The sequence below is a fragment of the Pseudomonas lini genome (assembly GCF_030812475.1).
GTDB lineage: Bacteria > Pseudomonadota > Gammaproteobacteria > Pseudomonadales > Pseudomonadaceae > Aquipseudomonas > Aquipseudomonas lini_A.
In genome coordinates this window covers 113,362-129,207 of sequence record NZ_JAUSSR010000008.1, presented here as the reverse complement: position 1 = coordinate 129,207, position 15,846 = coordinate 113,362, and the positions used below count along the sequence as shown (strand labels likewise).

Below are 15,846 nucleotides of genomic sequence, written 5' to 3'. Positions count from 1 at the left end.
AGGAGCCGGCTTGCCAGCGAAGAGGCCGGAACAAACACCGCATAAATCCCAGACATAAAAAAACGCCCCTGGATCTCACGATCCGGGGGCGTTTTTTTAGCTGCTAACGAAGTCGAAACTCAGTTGCCGCTTTTCTTGGCAGCGCGGGTACGCTCGCTTTCGCCCAGGATCTTCTTGCGAAGACGGATGGACTTGGGAGTGACTTCGCACAGTTCGTCTTCTTGCACGAACTCAAGCGCTTGTTCCAGGGTGAAACGGATAGGCGGAACCAGAGCGATGGTTTCGTCTTTACCCGAAGCACGCATGTTGTCGAGCTTCTTGCCTTTGGTTGGGTTGACGCCCAGGTCGTTGTCGCGGCTGTTGATGCCGACGATTTGACCTTCGTACACGTCTTCGCCGTGACCCAGGAACAGTTTGCCGCGAGCTTGCAGGGTTTCCAGCGAGTAAGTCAGAGCCTTACCAGTGGCAACCGACACCAGCACGCCGTTCTGACGGCCGGACATGTCGCCGGACTTCATCACGTCGTAACGGTCGAAGATCGAGGTCAGGATGCCTGCACCGGAGGTCAGGGTCAGGAACTCGTTACGGAAACCGATCAAGCCACGAGCCGGGATGTTGTACTCAAGGCGCACACGGCCCTTGCCATCCGGAACCATGTTGGTCAGGTCGCCTTTACGGATACCGATCTGCTCCATGATCGAACCTTGCGATTCTTCCGGCAGGTCGATGGTCACGTTTTCGTACGGTTCGTGCTTGACGCCGTCAACCATGCGGATGATCACTTCCGGACGACCGACACCCATTTCGAAGCCTTCGCGACGCATGGTTTCGATCAGTACCGAGAGGTGCAGCTCACCACGGCCGGAGACTTTGAACTTGTCGGCGGTGTCGCCTTCTTCAACGCGCAGGGCAACGTTGTAGAGCAGTTCCTTGTCCAGACGCTCCTTGATGTTACGGCTGGTGACGAACTTGCCTTCACGACCGCAGAACGGCGAGTCGTTAACCTGGAAGGTCATGGAAACGGTTGGCTCGTCAACGGTCAGCGGCTTCATCGCTTCGACGTTCAGTGGGTCGCACAGAGTGTCGGAGATGAACAGCTGGTCGAAGCCGCTGATGCAGACGATGTCGCCGGCAGCTGCTTCTTCAACGTCTACACGGTGCAGGCCGTGGTGACCCATCAGCTTCAGGATACGGCCGTTACGGCGCTTGCCGTCGGCATCGATCGCCACAACCTGGGTGTTCGGCTTGACGCGACCACGAGCGATACGGCCAACGCCGATGATGCCCAGGAAGCTGTTGTAGTCCAGTGCCGAGATTTGCATCTGGAACGGACCGTCACGGTCGACTTTCGGCGCCGGTACGTTGTCGACGATCGACTGGTACAGCGGGGTCATGTCTTCAGCCATGTCGGTGTGTTCCAGACCGGCAATGCCGTTCAGGGCCGAGGCGTAGACGACTTTGAAGTCCAGCTGTTCTTCGGTAGCACCGAGGTTGTCGAACAGGTCGAAGATCTGGTCCAGAACCCAGTCCGGACGCGCGCCTGGACGGTCAACCTTGTTGATCACCACGATCGGACGCAGGCCGGCTTCGAACGCCTTCTTGGTCACGAAACGGGTTTGCGGCATAGGGCCGTCTTGAGCGTCAACCAGCAGCAGAACGGAGTCGACCATCGACATTACGCGTTCAACTTCGCCGCCGAAGTCGGCGTGGCCCGGGGTGTCCACGATGTTGATGTGGTAGCCGTTCCAGTTGATGGCGGTGTTTTTCGCCAGAATGGTAATACCGCGCTCTTTCTCCTGGTCGTTGGAGTCCATCACGCGCTCGTCGTTGAGCTCGTTGCGCTCCAGGGTGCCGGATTGACGCAAGAGTTTGTCTACCAGGGTGGTCTTACCATGGTCAACGTGAGCAATGATGGCGATGTTGCGTAGATTTTCGATCACTTGTGTATCTCGATCAGAGGATTCGGTGTGCTGACAAGTCTTGGCAGCGATTAACAGTAGAGTCAGGCCTTGCCGTTACTGCTTGACGGCGGCGTCGGGGGGCCGGTGACGCAGGCCACAGGCAAACAGCCCCGGGCTCTTAGCTCGGTCGATAAACGCGCACATTGGCATGCCCCTCACTGAGCAAATGGTGGGCATGCAGGCGACTCATCACGCCTTTGTCGCAATACAGCAGGTACTGGCGAGTAGGGTCCAGTTCCTTGAAACGAGCGTTCAATGCATAAAACGGCATCGTCTGTACCTCAATGCCAGCTAGCTCCAGCGGCTCGTCTTCAGCGGCATCCGGGTGACGGATATCGATGATGATCTGGCCCGCCAGTGCTTCGCTGACTTCTTCGATCTGCAAGTCCTGGCCCAATTCGTCGATCACGCGATCGATCGGCACCAGCTTGGCGTTCTCGAGCGCACGCTCAAGCACCGCCATGTCGAATTCTTTCTCTTCATGCTCCACGCGCGGACGCTTGGCGTGGGTCTTGGGGTTCACCGAGATGACCCCACAGTATTCCGGCATGTGCTTGGCGAAGTCGGCGGTCCCGATTTCGTTGGCCAGGTCGATGATGTCCTGTTTGTGACTGGCGATCAGCGGACGCAAGACCAGCTTGTCGGTCACGCAATCGATCACGGACAGGTTCGGCAGCGTCTGGCTCGACACCTGGGAAATCGCTTCGCCGGTGACCAGCGCTTCGATCTCCAGCCGATCGGCAATACGGGAAGCAGCGCGCAACATCATACGCTTCAAAACTACACCCATATGACTGTTATCGACTTTCCCGAGAATTTCTCCCAGTACTTCCTCGAACGGCACACTGACAAATAACACGCGTTGGGAGCTTCCGTACTTCTTCCAGATGAAGTGCGCGACTTCCATGACGCCCAGCTCATGGGCCCTTCCGCCCAGATTGAAGAAGCAGAAATGGCTCATCAGGCCGCGGCGCATGATCTGGTACGCGGCCACGGTGGAGTCGAAGCCGCCGGACATCAGCACAAGCGTCTGTTCCAGGGCACCCAGCGGATAACCGCCGATGCTGTTGTGCTGGTTGTGGATCACGAACAACCGTTTGTCGCGAATTTCGATGCGGACTTCGATTTCCGGCTCTTTCAGCGAGATTCCGGCGGCGCCGCACTGACGACGCAGTTGGCTGCCGACATATTTCTCGACGTCCATCGAGCTGAATTCATGCTTGCCGGCACGCTTGCAACGCACCGAAAAAATCTTCCCTGCCAATGCATCACCGAAGTGCTGTTTGCACTTGGCAACGATGTCGTCGAAGTCGCCCAAAGGGTACTCGTCGACCTGCAGGAAATGCGCGATACCCGGCATGCAGCTCAGACGCTCGGTCATCTCCTTCAGTACTTTGGGCTCGGCTACGCGGGTTTCAAGCTCGAGATTGTCCCACACACCGTTCACCACCACGGCCGGGTCCAGGTCGCGGAGCACGGTGCGGATGTTTTTGGCCAATTGGCGGATGAAACGCATCCGTACCGGGCGGCTCTTGATGGTGATCTCGGGAAAGACTTTTACGATTAGTTTCATGAAAACAGCGCGCGCTGGGCCAGCCGAAAAAGGGGGGCGCGGATTATAGCGGAAATTGCTCAAGGTTTAACCAGTTAATGTACAGAAGGTTTGTCGCGCACCAAAACAGGTCGTTTGTTGAATTGTGCGCCACAAAACAGGGCGCTGTTTTGTTCTTTATGATGGATTGCACCCTTATAAGCGTGATTTTGGGGCAAAAAAACCATGATGGGGCACTGGCATGCAATTTGCTCCCTTGTGAGGCAGGTTGCCTTGGCAGAGTATTCGCGCCGGCATCACCCACATTTCAAGGGCCATCCACTACCAAAGCCCGAATCCACCCGGAGGACACTATGTCGAAGTCGGTTCAACTCATCAAAGATCATGACGTCAAGTGGATTGATCTGCGCTTCACGGATACCAAAGGCACTCAGCATCACGTGACCATGCCGGCTCGCGACGGACTGGAAGACGACTTTTTCGAAGTCGGCAAGATGTTCGACGGATCCTCCATCGCCGGCTGGAAAGGCATCGAAGCCTCCGACATGATCCTGCTGCCAGACGACAGCACTGCCGTGCTCGATCCGTTCACCGAAGAGCCGACCCTGATCCTGGTCTGCGACATCATCGAACCTTCGACCATGCAAGGCTATGACCGCGACCCACGCGCCATCGCCCACCGTGCCGAGGAATACCTCAAGTCCACCGGTATCGGCGACACCGCTTTCTTCGGTCCGGAGCCTGAGTTTTTCATTTTCGACTCGGTGAAGTTCAAATCCGACATCTCCGGCTCCATGTTCAAAATTTTCTCCGAGCAAGGCTCGTGGATGACCGACCAGGACGTGGAAGGCGGCAACAAAGGCCACCGTCCAGGCGTGAAAGGCGGCTATTTCCCTGTCCCGCCGTTCGACTTCGACCATGAAATCCGTACCTCCATGTGCAACGCACTGGAAGAAATGGGCCAGACCGTCGAAGTTCACCACCACGAAGTGGCGACTGCCGGCCAGAACGAAATCGGTGTGAAGTTCAACACCCTGGTCGCCAAGGCTGACGAAGTTCAGACCCTGAAATACTGCGTGCACAACGTTGCGGATGCCTATGGCCGCACTGCGACCTTCATGCCTAAGCCGCTGTACGGCGATAACGGCTCGGGCATGCACGTTCACGTTTCGATTTCCAAAGACGGCAAGAACACCTTCGCCGGCGAAGGTTATGCCGGCCTGTCCGACACCGCCCTGTACTTCATCGGCGGTATCATCAAGCACGGTAAAGCCCTGAACGGCTTCACCAACCCGTCGACCAACTCCTACAAGCGTCTGGTCCCAGGTTTCGAAGCACCGGTCATGCTGGCCTACTCGGCACGCAACCGCTCCGCTTCGATCCGCATTCCTTACGTGAACAGCCCGAAGGGTCGCCGTATCGAAGCGCGCTTCCCGGACCCGGCCGCCAACCCTTACCTGGCTTTCGCGGCCCTGATGATGGCTGGCCTGGACGGCATCCAGAACAAGATCCACCCTGGCGACGCAGCTGACAAAAACCTGTACGACCTGCCGCCTGAAGAGGCGAAAGAGATCCCACAAGTTTGCGGCAGTCTGAAAGAAGCCCTGGAAGAGCTGGACAAAGGTCGTGCGTTCCTGACCAAAGGCGGCGTTTTCAGCGACGACTTCATCGACACTTACATCGCCCTGAAAAGCGAAGAAGAAATCAAAGTACGTACCTTCGTACACCCACTGGAATACGAGCTGTACTACAGCTGCTGATCCGGTAGCGCTGCGACACGCAGCGTGACAAAAAGAGGCCTCCTTCGCAGGAGGCCTTTTTTATGCCCACGATTCAGCGACCGACGCAGAACACTGTGGGAGCGAGCCTGCTCGCGAAAGCGGTCGATCATTCAACATTGATATTGACTGACCCGGCGCTTCGCGAGCAGGCTCGCTCCCACAGGGGGTTCTGTGGTGTTTGGGAGACATGGTAAATCATGCCCAAATGTTAACAACTTGGGTCAGCCGCCACCCCTGACCTATGCTGCACTCCAACGCTTTCGTTTCTGGTCGTTTTTATGGGTCGCTGCCTTCCATTCATCCTGCTGCTGCTCGCCCTGCCCGCCGCAGCGCAGATCTATAAGTACACTGACGCCAACGGCAACACCGCCTACAGCAACCAACCGCCCGACGGCGTGAAGGCGCAGCCGGTCGAGCTGCCGCCGCTCAACAGTGTCGAGTCCCCGACGCCAAGCGTACCCGCGCCATCTGCCGACGCCACCGGTCGCGAGCAACCTCGCAGTGCCTACGAGGTGCTGGAGTTGACCGGCCTGCCGACCACCGAAGCCCTGCGCGCCAACAACGGCACCTTCACCGTCACCGTGTTGATCAAGCCCCGCCTACAAGGTCCGCATCTGTTCAGGCTGTTGCTGGACGACCAACCCTACGGCCAGCCCAGCAACGTACCTGCCCTGCAACTGGTGAACATCGATCGCGGCTTGCATAGCCTCGCCGTGCAGGTCATCGATGGGGAAAGCATCGTCCAGCAGAGTCCGAGCGTGACCTTCACCGTACAACGGGTGCATAAGCCGTGAGGTATTGGCTGCTGGTCGCCTGCCTGATCGCCCTGCCCGTAACGGCTGACGTGTTCACCTACATCGACGCCCAGGGCAATCGCGTCTTCACCGACCGGCCCGGCGCCGGCAACGCCAAGCGAGTGCCGATTACCCCGAGTAACCGCATGTCCGCCAACCCGACCGCTGCACCACCCGTTGCGGCAGGTAAAAAGAATGAAGCCAGGGCGCCCTTCCACTACGACATGGTGCGAGTGCTGATACCGGAGCCCGATGCCACTGTCCGCAGCAGCGCCGGTGAACTGATCGTCAGCGTCACCAGCGAGCCCGGATTGCAACGCGGTCACCGTTTCCGTCTGTTACTCGATGACGAACCCGTTGCCGAACCCGGTCCCAGCCCGGTTTTTCCCCTGAGCGACGTCGACCGCGGCAGTCATCACCTGTCCGTGGAGATCCTCGACGAACAGGGCCGCACCGTCGAGCGCACGGCCAATCAGCCGTTCCACATGCTGCGCATATCCCTCGCGCAGAAACGTCAGGCCAAACCCTGCGCGCAGGAAGATTACGGCCAACGACCTGAATGCCCTCTCAAAGACAGACCCGAAGAACAGAAAAGCTCCTTCCTGCCCTTCTTCTAACTTTCCTCGGCTTTGCGCACTATATTGGGGCGTCAAATTGCCGCTTGCGCATAAGCCAACCCATTTTGGTTCGAAAGTACCCGTGAAAGCCGGCAGTACGCCACGCAAACGAGCGCCAATCGCCTGTTTATGGCTTTAAACGCTTCTTTTCGGAGCCTTGGTTTGGTTTTTGCATTTTCCTTCAACCAACGCTTGTTTCTTGCGCACGCTCCGCTCCAAAAGAGGTCCTGATGACCATAAGCGACGCACTACACCGTTTGCTACTCGACAACCTGACGACCGCCACCATCCTGCTCGATGCCGATCTGCGCCTCGAGTACATGAACCCGGCGGCGGAGATGCTCCTGGCCATCAGCGGCCAGCGCAGCCATGGGCAGTTCATCAGCGAGTTGTTCACCGAATCCACCGAAGCCCTTAACTCCCTGCGCCAGGCGGTCGAGCAGGCGCACCCGTTCACCAAGCGCGAAGCGATGCTCACGGCCCTCACCGGCCAGACTTTGACCGTCGACTACGCAGTAACGCCAATCCTGGCCAGCGGCGCCACCCTGTTGCTACTGGAAGTCCATCCCCGTGACCGCCTGCTGCGGATCACCAAGGAAGAGGCCCAGCTGTCGAAGCAGGAAACCAGCAAGATGCTGGTGCGCGGCCTCGCTCACGAAATCAAGAATCCACTGGGTGGGATTCGCGGCGCGGCGCAATTGCTCGCCCGGGAATTGCCGGAAGAAAGCTTGCGTGACTACACCAACGTCATCATCGAGGAAGCCGACCGCCTGCGTAACCTGGTCGATCGCATGCTCGGCTCCAACAAGCTGCCGTCCCTGGCCATGTGCAATATCCATGAAGTGCTTGAGCGCGTCGGCCAACTGGTCGAGGCTGAAAGCCAGGGTTGCATCACTTTGGTGCGCGACTACGATCCAAGCATTCCCGATGTGTTGATCGATCGCGAACAAATGATTCAGGCAGTGCTGAACATCGTGCGCAACGCGATGCAGGCCATCAGCACCCAGAACGAGCTGCGCCTTGGCCGCATCACCCTGCGCACCCGCGCCATGCGCCAGTTCACCATCGGCCACGTGCGCCATCGCCTGGTGACCAAGATCGAAATCATCGACAACGGTCCGGGCATTCCCGCCGAGCTGCAGGAAACCATCTTCTTTCCCATGGTCAGCGGCCGCCCGGACGGTACCGGGCTGGGCCTGGCCATTACCCAGAACATCATCAGCCAGCACCAGGGCCTGATCGAATGTGACAGCCATCCAGGCCACACCACGTTCTCGATCTTTCTGCCACTGGAACAAGGAGCCACATCGACATGAGCCGTAGTGAAACCGTGTGGATCGTCGATGACGACCGTTCTATCCGTTGGGTCCTGGAAAAAGCCCTGCAGCAAGAAGGGATGACCACGCAAAGCTTCGACAGCGCCGATGGCGTGATGAGCCGCCTGGCGCGCCAGCAACCGGATGTGATCATCTCCGACATCCGCATGCCCGGTGCCAGCGGCCTGGACCTTCTGGCGCGGATTCGCGAACAACACCCACGGCTTCCAGTGATCATCATGACTGCGCACTCCGACCTGGACAGCGCTGTCGCGTCCTATCAGGGCGGTGCGTTCGAATACCTGCCCAAGCCGTTCGATGTCGACGAAGCGGTGTCTCTGGTCAAGCGCGCCAACCAACATGCCCAGGAACAGCAAGGCCTGGAAGTCCCGGTCGCCCTGACCCGCACCCCGGAAATCATCGGCGAAGCGCCGGCGATGCAGGAAGTGTTTCGCGCCATCGGGCGCTTGAGCCACTCCAACATCACCGTGTTGATCAACGGCGAATCCGGTACAGGTAAAGAACTGGTGGCCCACGCGCTGCACCGTCACAGCCCACGGGCATCTTCGCCGTTCATCGCGCTGAACATGGCGGCGATCCCGAAAGACCTGATGGAGTCCGAGCTGTTCGGCCATGAGAAAGGTGCGTTCACCGGTGCAGCCAACTTGCGCCGAGGGCGTTTTGAGCAAGCGGACGGTGGCACGCTGTTCCTCGATGAAATCGGCGACATGCCAGCCGACACCCAGACCCGTCTGTTGCGGGTACTGGCCGATGGCGAGTTCTATCGCGTTGGCGGCCACGTGCCGGTGAAGGTCGATGTGAGAATCATCGCCGCGACTCACCAGAACCTTGAAACCCTGGTACACGCGGGGAAATTCCGTGAGGACTTGTTCCACCGTCTCAACGTGATCCGCATTCATATCCCAAGGCTGTCGGACCGTCGCGAAGATATACCGACCCTGGCCAAGCACTTCCTCAGCCGCGCCGCGCAAGAACTGGCGGTGGAACCGAAGCTGCTGAAAAGCGAAACCGAGGAATACCTGAAAAACCTGCCGTGGGGCGGCAACGTACGCCAGCTGGAGAACACGTGCCGCTGGATTACGGTGATGGCGTCCGGTCGCGAAGTGCATATCAGTGATCTGCCGCCGGAACTGTTGAGCCTGCCGCAGGATTCGGCACCGGTGACCAACTGGGAGCAGGCGCTGCGCCAGTGGGCCGATCAGGCGTTGGCGCGCGGTCAGTCGAGCCTGCTCGACAGCGCGGTGCCCGCCTTCGAGCGGATCATGATCGAGACTGCGCTCAAACATACCGCCGGCCGCCGTCGCGATGCCGCGGTATTGCTGGGTTGGGGGCGTAACACCCTGACGCGCAAGATCAAGGAACTGGGGATGAAGGTTGATGGTGGGGATGATGATGAAGGGGAAGAGGGTTAAACAGCCTTTAGAAACTCGCTGACAGTTACATCCAATCGCGGGCAAGCCCGCTCCCACTGGTTTTGTGCAAGACCATCATTGTGTGGTCAACACCGAACGAATGTGGGAGCGGGCTTGCTCGCGAAGGGGGCCATCACGTTCAACATCATCGTTGATTGTGACACCGCTTTCGCGAGCAAGCCCGCTCCCACATTTAGAACTCCATGCACCGCACTAATGCATCGCGAACCGCAATAGCGCACGGCAACTGATTCGAAATCCCGCCCGCGTTCGCAATCGAATCCCTATCGAAAAAACACGAAAGCCCCTAAATACGGGGCTTTCAATGCTGCACAGCGTCTTTCTGTATCAACTTGTTAAAACCTGGCATGCCCCCTGCAATAGTCCATTCAGTGATTCAGTTCACTACCCGGTTTCGGGGACCTTGGTACAGGCAGGCCGGGGATTCCCCTCTTTACATCGGGCTCACACCGCACAAGCGACGAGCCCCGCAGTTTTGGGGCCCCTGATACAGGCAGGTCAGGGGTTCCTTCTTTACACCGGGCTCACAACGCATTGGCGATGAGCCCGCCCGTTTCGGGAACCTTGGTACAGGCAGGCCGGGGATTCCCACTTTTACACCGGGCTCACAACGCACTAGCGATGAGCCCTCCCGTTTCGGGAACCTTGGTACAGGCAGGCCGGGGATTCCCACTTTTACACCGGGCTCACAACGCACTAGCGATGAGCCCTCCCGTTTCGGGAACCTTGGTACAGGCAGGCCGGGGATTCCCTCTTTTACACCGGGCTCACAACGCACTAGCGATGAGCCCGCCCGTTTCGGGAACCTTGGTACAGGCAGGCCGGGGATTCCCTCTTTTATTGCTCTCGGAGATGGATCTCCAGTCGCCAGCGATCATCGACCTCGCTACCGGTCCACTCGCCCTGCAGCGGCCGGGCCGCCACCACTGTCAGCAACAACCCCTTATCACTTAACCGCACTTGCCAGTTCGCACGCTTGTCGTTGAGCTTGAGCTGACCTTTCTGTGCCTTGCCTTCGGCCTCGAACAACAGCGCGAGGCTGCCGTCGACGAATTCGCCACGGCTCTTGGGTTCATTGTTGAACCACACTACCAGCCCGTCGCCCGTCACCTCGACCTGCTGCAGTTCGCTGGGGTCGGGGGTGGTCAATCGGCCGATCATCAGCCCCACCATCACCCCGACAATCGCCAGCGAAGCCATCACCCGCGGGAATAGTTTCGATCGCTTGTCCACTGGCGGCGTAGAATGCCGGTCATCTTTACCTTCGGAGCCGTGCATGTTTCACGTCATCCTTTTCCAACCGGAAATTCCGCCGAATACCGGCAACGTTATCAGGCTGTGCGCCAACAGCGGCTGCCACCTGCATTTGATCGAGCCGCTGGGCTTCGAGATGGACGACAAGCGCCTGCGCCGCGCCGGCCTCGATTACCACGAGTATGCCACCCTGCAGCGTCACGCAGACCTCGCCAGCTGCCTGGAAAGCCTTGGTCATCCTCGGCTGTTCGCCTTCACCACCAAGGGCTCGCGGCCGTTCCACGATGCCAGCTTCGCCGAGGGTGACGCGTTCCTGTTCGGCCCGGAAAGCCGAGGCCTGCCGGCGGAGGTGCTCGATGCCCTGCCCGGCGAACAACGCCTGCGCTTGCCGATGCGTGAAGGCTGCCGCAGCCTGAACCTGTCGAATACAGTGGCTGTTGCCGTGTATGAAGGCTGGCGCCAGCTAGGCTTCAAATAACACCACAATCCTGTAGGAGCTGGCTTGCCAGCGAAAGCGGTGTAACGCCAACGCAAATGTTGACCGTTAAGGCCTCTTCGCTGGCAAGCCAGCTCCTACGGGGGTCTCCACCGGCCACGCGGTTTTCGTATGCCCCATGAAAAAAGCGCCTGTTACGGCGCTTTTTTCGTTACTGCATCGAACGCTTATTGCACAGTCGGAGTTTCGCCCGCCGCCTGCATGCGCTGCAGTTCTTGTGCGTACAGCGCGTCGAAGTTCACCGGGGCCAGCATCAGGGCCGGGAACGAACCACGGGTCACCAGGCTGTCCAGGGTTTCGCGCGCGTACGGGAACAGGATGTTCGGGCAGAACGCGCCCAGGGTGTGACTCATCGAAGCGTCATCCAGGTTCTTGATCAGGAAGATCCCGGCCTGTTGCACTTCAGCGATGAACGCCACTTCTTCACCGTTTTTCACGGTCACGGACAGGGTCAGAACGACTTCGTGGAAGTCGTTTTCCAAGGCCTTTTGACGGGTATTCAGATCCAGACCGACGCTCGGCTCCCACTGCTGGCGGAAAATCGCCGGGCTTTTCGGGGCTTCGAAGGACAGGTCACGTACGTAGATGCGCTGCAAGGAGAATTGCGGTGCGGTTTCTTCTTCGCTAGCTGCAGTGTTCTGTTGGTCAGTCATCTCAGATCCTTTCTGATCTAGGGGTCTTAATAGGGAAGGCGTTACGCCTTGAGCATGGCGTCCAGCTTACCGGCGCGCTCCAGGGCAAACAAATCATCACAACCGCCAACGTGGGTGCCGTCGATCCATATCTGCGGCACGGACGTGCGCCCCGCTTTCTGGGCCATGGCGGCGCGCACTTGCGGCTTGCCATCGACCTTGATCTCTTCGAAGGCTACGCCTTTGTTCTCGAGCAGTTGTTTGGCCCGGAAGCAATAACCGCAGTAATCGCTGGAATAGACGACGACGTTGCTCATATCACTTCACCAGTGGCAGGTTGTCGCCCTTCCAGCTGGAAATACCGCCGGAGAGCTTGGCGGCGGTGAAGCCGGATTTCATCAGTTCGCGGGCATGGGTGCCGGCCGTCTGGCCCATGGCGTCGACCAGGATGATGGTCTTGGCCTTGTGCTTTTCAAGTTCAGCGACACGAGCGGCCAGTTTGTCGTGGGGAATGTTCACCGCACCCACGATGTGACCAGCGGCAAAATCCTTGTTCGAACGAATGTCGATGACGACGCCTGCGTCCTTGTTGACCAGCCCGGTCAGTTCACCGGTGCTCAGGCTGCGGCCGCCGCCTTGCATCTGATAAGCGATCAGCAACGCCAGCAGTACGACGAAGATACCGACGAGCAGATAGTGGTTAGTGGCGAATTCAATCAGGTGAGCAACCATCGAAGGAGGTTCCAGGGCGTTAAAATGTCGGCCAGTATACACAGCCACTATGGTGGGCCAAACCCCGTCCGGCGGTGACGGCGCCGGAACTTCGCTTTAAACTGCCACTCCCTTTTCCATCGCCCTCTTTTTAACTTAAGCCAGAGTAGAATCCATGACTACCACGCCCAAACCTTTGGTCCTGATTATTCTCGACGGCTTCGGTCACAGTGAGAGCCCTGAATCCAACGCCATCTTTGCCGCGAAGAAGCCCGTGCTGGACCAACTCTGGGCCACCGTGCCGAACGGCCTGATCTCCGGCAGCGGCATGGACGTCGGCTTGCCGGACGGCCAGATGGGCAATTCCGAAGTCGGCCACATGAACCTCGGTGCCGGCCGGGTTGTGTATCAAGACTTTACGCGCGTGACCAAATCGATCCGCGATGGCGAGTTTTTCGAAAACCCGACCATTTGCGCCGCCGTCGATAAAGCGGTTGCCGCAGGCAAAGCCGTGCACTTCATGGGCCTGCTGTCCGATGGCGGTGTCCACAGCCACCAGGATCATCTGGTGGCCATGGCTGAACTGGCCTACAAGCGCGGCGCTGAAAAAATCTACCTGCACGCCTTCCTCGATGGCCGCGACACGCCGCCAAAAAGCGCTGAGTCGTCCATCGAACTGCTCGACGCGACCTTCCAGGCCCTCGGCAAAGGTCGGATCGCCAGCATTATCGGTCGTTATTTCGCCATGGACCGCGACAACCGTTGGGACCGCGTATCCCAGGCTTACAACCTGATCGTGGATGGCAATGGCGAATTCAATGCCGCCACCGCCCAGGAAGGCCTGCAAGCCGCCTACGAACGTGGCGAGAGCGACGAATTCGTCAAGGCCACCTCCATCGGCGAGCCGGTCAAGATCGAAGACGGCGACGCCGTGGTGTTCATGAACTTCCGTGCCGACCGCGCCCGCGAACTGACCCGTGTATTCGTCGAAGACGATTTCAAGGAATTCGAACGTGCACGCCAGCCAAAACTGGCCGGCTTCGTTATGCTGACCCAATACGCCGCCAGCATTCCTGCGCCATCAGCCTTCGCCGCCGGCAGCCTCGACAACGTGCTGGGCGACTACCTGGCGAAAAACGGCAAGACCCAGCTGCGCATTGCCGAAACAGAGAAATACGCTCACGTGACCTTCTTCTTCTCCGGCGGTCGTGAAGAACCGTTCCCGGGCGAGGAACGCATCCTGATCCCGTCGCCAAAAGTCGCCACGTATGACTTGCAGCCGGAGATGAGCGCGCCGGAAGTCACCGACCGCATCGTCGATGCCATTGAAAACCAGCGTTACGACGTGATCGTGGTCAACTACGCCAACGGCGACATGGTCGGCCACAGCGGCGTGTTCGACGCGGCAGTCAAAGCCGTCGAATGCCTGGACCTGTGCGTCGGCCGGATCGTCGAGGCGCTGGAGAAAGTCGGTGGCGAAGCGTTGATCACTGCAGACCACGGTAACGTCGAGCAAATGTCCGACGAATCCACCGGCCAGGCGCATACGGCCCACACCACCGAGCCGGTGCCGTTCATTTATGTCGGCAAGCGGGACCTGAAGGTTCGCGAAGGCGGCGTTCTGGCGGATGTGGCGCCGACCATGCTGAAGCTGCTGGGCCTGGAAAAGCCGGCTGAAATGACCGGGACTTCGATACTGGTGTAATCCAACCTTCCAAACACCACCAAACCCTGTGGGAGCGAGCTTGCTCGCGATAGCGATCTGACAGCCAACATCTATGTTGAATGTCAGGACGCCATCGCGGGCAAGCCCGCTCCCACAGTGGTTTTGGGGTGTTTTTCGATGCAACTCGGGGCCAGTCATCACACAGCCCCAATTGGGCGTTTTTTTTGCAGCGCTTGCCGGGCATACTAGGGCGTCCCTTTCCCTGGTATCACCCGCCTCTATGCTTCGCGTCCTGATAGCCCTCGCCCTGACTTGCCTGCTCCAACCGGCCTTCGCTGACGAGCGCGCACAAACCCAACAACAGTTGGACGCCACGCGTCAGGACATCGCCGAGCTGAAGAAACTGCTGGGCAAGTTGCAGGAAGAAAAGTCCGGGGTACAAAAAGATCTCAAGGGCACCGAGACCGAGATGGGCAAGCTCGAGAAGCAGGTCGATGCCCTGCAAAAAGAGCTGCAGAAAAGCGAATCCGAGCTGCAGCGACTCGATGCAGAGAAAAAAAAACTCCAGAGCGCGCGCATTGAACAGCAACGACTGATCGCCATTCAGGCCCGCGCGGCCTATCAGAACGGTCGTCAGGAGTACCTGAAGCTGTTGCTGAACCAGCAAAACCCGGAAAAATTCGCCCGCACCCTCACCTATTACGACTACCTGAGCCAGGCTCGCCTGGAGCAGCTGAAGAACTTCAACGAAACCTTGCGCCAACTGGCCAATGTCGAAAAAGACATCGCCATGCAGCAGGCGCAATTGCTCGTGCAGAAGAGCAGCCTCGACAGCCAGCGCGACGAACTCGACAAAATCCGCAAGGAGCGCCAGCTAGTCCTGGCCAAGCTCAACGACGACGTCAAGGCGCGCGATCAGAAACTTGCCGCCCGCGAGCAGGATCAAGCCGACCTGTCTAAAGTCCTTAAAACCATCGAGGAAACCCTGGCCCGCCAGGCTCGTGAGGCAGAGGAAGCGCGGCAAAAAGCGCTGATCGCCCAGCAGGAAGCCGAAAAAAAGCGTTTACGTGAGGCTCAGGCTGCAGCAGATGCAGACGCCACTGACGCCCCACGTAAACCCGTTAAATCGACACCCGGCGCTCTGGTTTCAAGTTCAGGCGAGACCTTTGGCGGCCCCTTTGCTTCAAGTCGGGGAAAACTTCCGTGGCCGGTTGATGGTCGACTGCTGGCACGCTTTGGCGAAAGCCGTGGCGACGACGCCCGCACCAAGTGGGACGGCGTGATGATCAGCGCCTCCGCCGGCAGCCAGGTACACGCCGTGCATGGCGGTCGCGTGGTGTTCGCCGACTGGTTGCGTGGCGCCGGATTGCTGGTGATCCTCGACCACGGCAACGGTTTCCTGAGTCTTTACGGTCACAACCAGACGTTGCTCAAGGCTGCGGGTGACGTGGTAAAAGCCGGTGAGTCCATTTCCACCGTCGGTAACAGTGGCGGTCAGGACACACCAGCGCTGTATTTCGCAATTCGTCAGCAGGGTCACCCGAGTGATCCGGCGCAATGGTGCCGCGCGCAAGGATAGGCGCTGAATCACCTACATTAGGAGTTCGTTCGA

At 58.9% G+C, this 15,846-nt stretch carries 14 protein-coding genes; 8 read left to right on the top strand and 6 right to left on the bottom strand.

Annotated elements, in window-relative coordinates; all coding sequences use genetic code 11:
* Window positions 1-119: 119 nt before the first annotated feature.
* Window positions 120-1,940: a translational GTPase TypA gene (gene typA / locus J2W17_RS16820; RefSeq protein ID WP_150744900.1), complete on the bottom strand. Its 1,821-nt coding sequence runs from the start codon at window positions 1,938-1,940 to the stop codon at window positions 120-122.
* A gap of 139 nt (window positions 1,941-2,079) precedes the next feature.
* Window positions 2,080-3,534 (bottom strand): tRNA uracil 4-sulfurtransferase ThiI, encoded by a 1,455-nt coding sequence (gene thiI / locus J2W17_RS16815; RefSeq protein ID WP_307336205.1) that lies wholly within the window; start codon window positions 3,532-3,534, stop codon window positions 2,080-2,082.
* Between the two features lie 332 nt (window positions 3,535-3,866).
* On the opposite strand from thiI, the gene glnA reads away from it, so the two are divergent.
* From glnA to ntrC, 5 genes are all read left to right on the top strand, one after another.
* Window positions 3,867-5,273: a type I glutamate--ammonia ligase gene (glnA, locus tag J2W17_RS16810; RefSeq protein WP_307336202.1), complete on the top strand. Its 1,407-nt coding sequence runs from the start codon at window positions 3,867-3,869 to the stop codon at window positions 5,271-5,273.
* A gap of 299 nt (window positions 5,274-5,572) precedes the next feature.
* Window positions 5,573-6,088, top strand: a complete 516-nt coding sequence (locus J2W17_RS16805; RefSeq protein ID WP_307336200.1) for a DUF4124 domain-containing protein — start codon at window positions 5,573-5,575, stop codon at window positions 6,086-6,088.
* Window positions 6,085-6,705: a DUF4124 domain-containing protein gene (locus J2W17_RS16800; RefSeq protein WP_307336198.1), complete on the top strand. Its 621-nt coding sequence runs from the start codon at window positions 6,085-6,087 to the stop codon at window positions 6,703-6,705. The genes J2W17_RS16805 and J2W17_RS16800 overlap by 4 nt, the downstream gene beginning before the upstream one ends.
* A gap of 230 nt (window positions 6,706-6,935) precedes the next feature.
* On the top strand, window positions 6,936-8,021 hold the full coding sequence (gene glnL, locus J2W17_RS16795; protein ID WP_307336195.1) for a nitrogen regulation protein NR(II): 1,086 nt from the start codon (window positions 6,936-6,938) through the stop codon (window positions 8,019-8,021).
* The gene (ntrC, locus tag J2W17_RS16790) at window positions 8,018-9,454 is read left to right on the top strand and encodes a nitrogen regulation protein NR(I) (protein ID WP_150763344.1); all 1,437 of its coding nucleotides are present in this window, start codon (window positions 8,018-8,020) and stop codon (window positions 9,452-9,454) included. Before glnL ends, ntrC begins: the two co-directional genes overlap by 4 nt.
* Before the next feature lie 858 nt (window positions 9,455-10,312).
* Here ntrC and J2W17_RS16785 read toward each other — a convergent pair.
* Complete coding sequence (locus tag J2W17_RS16785; protein WP_307336189.1) at window positions 10,313-10,753, bottom strand: hypothetical protein; 441 nt, start codon at window positions 10,751-10,753, stop codon at window positions 10,313-10,315.
* Here J2W17_RS16785 and J2W17_RS16780 point away from each other — a divergent pair.
* Window positions 10,752-11,207, top strand: a complete 456-nt coding sequence (locus J2W17_RS16780; RefSeq protein ID WP_007949025.1) for a tRNA (cytidine(34)-2'-O)-methyltransferase — start codon at window positions 10,752-10,754, stop codon at window positions 11,205-11,207. The genes J2W17_RS16785 and J2W17_RS16780 overlap by 2 nt on opposite strands.
* A 185-nt stretch (window positions 11,208-11,392) precedes the next feature.
* Here the strand turns inward: J2W17_RS16780 and secB are convergent, their stop codons facing one another.
* The 3 genes from secB to J2W17_RS16765 are packed head-to-tail and all read right to left on the bottom strand — an operon-like array spanning window position 11,393 to window position 12,589.
* A complete protein-coding gene (gene secB / locus J2W17_RS16775) occupies window positions 11,393-11,878 on the bottom strand; it encodes a protein-export chaperone SecB (protein ID WP_307336184.1) in 486 nt (161 codons plus the stop codon).
* Window positions 11,879-11,919: 41 nt separating this feature from the next.
* Window positions 11,920-12,174 (bottom strand): glutaredoxin 3, encoded by a 255-nt coding sequence (gene grxC / locus J2W17_RS16770; protein WP_307336179.1) that lies wholly within the window; start codon window positions 12,172-12,174, stop codon window positions 11,920-11,922.
* A 1-nt stretch (window position 12,175) separates the two neighbouring features.
* Window positions 12,176-12,589 (bottom strand): rhodanese-like domain-containing protein, encoded by a 414-nt coding sequence (locus J2W17_RS16765; protein WP_307336176.1) that lies wholly within the window; start codon window positions 12,587-12,589, stop codon window positions 12,176-12,178.
* A 154-nt stretch (window positions 12,590-12,743) separates the two neighbouring features.
* Between J2W17_RS16765 and gpmI the strand changes: the two genes are divergently transcribed.
* Together gpmI and J2W17_RS16755 are read left to right on the top strand one after the other, a co-directional pair.
* Complete coding sequence (gene gpmI / locus J2W17_RS16760; protein WP_307336172.1) at window positions 12,744-14,273, top strand: 2,3-bisphosphoglycerate-independent phosphoglycerate mutase; 1,530 nt, start codon at window positions 12,744-12,746, stop codon at window positions 14,271-14,273.
* 241 nt (window positions 14,274-14,514) lie between these two features.
* Window positions 14,515-15,813 carry a murein hydrolase activator EnvC family protein gene (locus J2W17_RS16755; protein WP_307336169.1) on the top strand — a complete coding sequence of 433 codons (1,299 nt, stop codon included), beginning with the start codon at window positions 14,515-14,517 and terminating at the stop codon, window positions 15,811-15,813.
* The last annotated feature ends 33 nt before the right edge of the window (window positions 15,814-15,846 follow it).